This is a genomic window from Aquiflexum sp. (assembly GCF_041749095.1).
GTDB lineage: Bacteria > Bacteroidota > Bacteroidia > Cytophagales > Cyclobacteriaceae > Aquiflexum.
The window spans coordinates 1-2359 of sequence record NZ_JBGTCA010000206.1 but is presented as its reverse complement, the minus strand read 5'-3'; the positions used below and the strand labels follow the sequence as shown (position 1 = coordinate 2359).

The window sequence follows — 2359 nt, the reverse complement described above, 5'->3', positions numbered from 1 at the left end:
AGTTATAGAATGGAAAACAGAAAATCTTTCTTTGAAAACAATAATTAACCTGGGTATATTTACAAAGTGGTGCATTCCTGTTGCCATTTTTGGTGTATTCCTGATTACCATTTTTGGTGCATATTCAATTACCGACTACATATTGTGGTAACTCCTCTAATTTATAGTCTCCCGGAACTCCTAAGTCTTTTATTAGAAATGGTGTCCAAAAAGCAAAACTATCAGGTTTAACGATTTTATCAGATTGAATTAATAATCCATAGGCCGTTTTATCGTCATTCTCTAAAAACTGCCCTAAAGTCCATTTTCTGAAATCTGTGATTTTTTGATCTGAAAGGATTACAATTTGTCCGATTTCAGGTTTTTCAGATTTTATGTCTCTCCAATTAAGCATATCATTAGGAAATATTTAAGACATCAATCCCCACCTTCAATTCATTCAAAATCGGTGTCAAGATATCTTCTGAGTCAGTTTCTATGTTGATGATCAGGCTGTATCGGACAGATTTTTTGTAGCGCTGATGTATAGGTCTAGATTTCCACCAGCCTCCGGTTGGAATGATGGCCAGTTCGTTTTTGGTAGCCAGGTCAGCTGCATTACCTATCCAGATATCTCTATGGATCGAGCCTTTGTCCCGTATTTTTTGACCGATTGCCCAGTTTTCCCGTCCTTCTTGCTGATAGTCCTCCTCTAAAGCTGTTCTGGCTTCTTTATTGATCCTTGCCAAAAAGGAAGTCGAAGTTTCATTGGTATCCTTCAATTTAAAACGGAGACCAAATGAAGCATAATTGTTGGCTCGCGCATAGCGTTTACTGCCCGGGTTAGGTTCTATGAAATAGGAGAGCGTCACATTTAATCTGACCTGTGTACTTCCCATTTCCAAAAGTTGTTGTTCTGGCCATGGAAGGGTGAACACATGGCATTCATTAGCCTTGACAGTGCTTTTTTCAATTATATAGGGTTTAATGGTTTCTTGAATTACCAAGGACACGGAATTCTGTAAGGTGTACAAGGCAGAAGGCAAGAAAGGTACTCCATAACCTACTGTTCTTAGAAGTTGAATTTTTTCCGAAGCTGAGAGATCTTCAATTTTCTTATTTCCTAACATTTGATCCGTCCATTGAGCAGCATGAACCACCAATGCCCGTACTGTTTCTGGCCAAATTGTCGGGTAATTTTCCAAAATATTAGCAGCAAATTTACTTGCAAAAGCCGTGGCAGAGGAGGTTTCTCCAAAAGTGGTGAATTGTGAGTTTGCCATTCCTCCTTTGGAAATGCTTAAAGGCACCAAGGAATCAGGATCACAAAGACCACCATTCCAATCTGCCGCATTTCCGCCCTCCAAGACAATCTCTGGTTTGATAGCCCATTCTTTTCCCCAAGTCATGCTTGTACTGCTTGAAGGAGCTAACTGCCCCCTTTGAGCCAAGAGAGTTGCTCCCGGGTATCTGGATAGATCAATTCTGTCTTCCAACGTATATGCACCAACCGTCAGTGCATTAAAAGCTTGGGCGGGGTCGTGTATGCTATAATCCTGATTGGATATAGGGTATTCCAGCCATCTATGATTTGGAATATTTCCTGCTGAAACCAATATTAACCGTTTCCAATCTTCTTCTCCAAAGGCTGATTTGTCAATTGCCGCAGACCAAGAGCTTGGCCTGCCAAAGTGGGTATCTCCATCAGCAGTGATGGCCATACAGAAAACCCTTAGGTCTATGGGATTTGTCTCTACTCTAGCAATAGCTTCTTCTGTAACTGCACCATATTGATCTGGCTCTGTTGGCCTTGATTGTTGAATCAACTTAACACTTTCCAATCGATGGAAAATTCTAATGCTATCCTTAGCTAATAACGCTTCCGATAAATCCCCAAAAAGAATGATTCCTGACATGGCTGTCCCGTGACCTGGGAAACTCCAAGAATCATTAGTCCCCCATGACGGATCTACAGTGTCCACATGGATAATTGATTTCAAATGTGTCAGTAAGGGATGGTTTTCATTGATGCCAGAATCCAAAAGGCATACTGACAAGTTAGGATTTTCCTGAATTTCTAATTGCTGAGCTAAGTTGGCTATCCAATCTTTTTGTTCAGGAATTTCCATGGATGTAAAAGCATCTGATAACTCTACTGGTTTTCTTAATTCATCTAGGTATTGAGAATATAGCAGAGGTTCAGCCAGTTGTTTGGCACTCCCCTTTACTAGTATCACAAGGTGCTCCGGAAAAATCAAAAACCGAGAGGAGATTTGAACTCCAAACATCTGTAATCGATCAATAATCTCTGCTCGGACAATTTCTTCTGATGAGGTAGTTATATCTAACCATACTTCCCACCATACTTCCTGATCACTTT

Annotated in this window: 2 protein-coding genes; both read right to left on the bottom strand. The window is 40.4% G+C overall.

What is annotated here, in order from left to right; all coding sequences use genetic code 11:
• Positions 1-124: 124 nt before the first annotated feature.
• Positions 125-394, bottom strand: a complete 270-nt coding sequence (locus ACEW8O_RS10105; RefSeq protein ID WP_373494509.1) for a hypothetical protein — start codon at positions 392-394, stop codon at positions 125-127.
• Between the two features lie 4 nt (positions 395-398).
• A partial coding sequence (locus tag ACEW8O_RS10100; protein WP_373494508.1) for a S8 family peptidase occupies positions 399-2359 on the bottom strand: 1961 nt, incomplete at its 5' end.

What these genes read in the sequence shown, in the direction of transcription:
- ACEW8O_RS10105 (WP_373494509.1), bottom strand. Translation starts at nt 394, where the DNA reads ATGCTTAATTGGAGAGACATAAAATCTGAAAAACCTGAAATCGGACAA.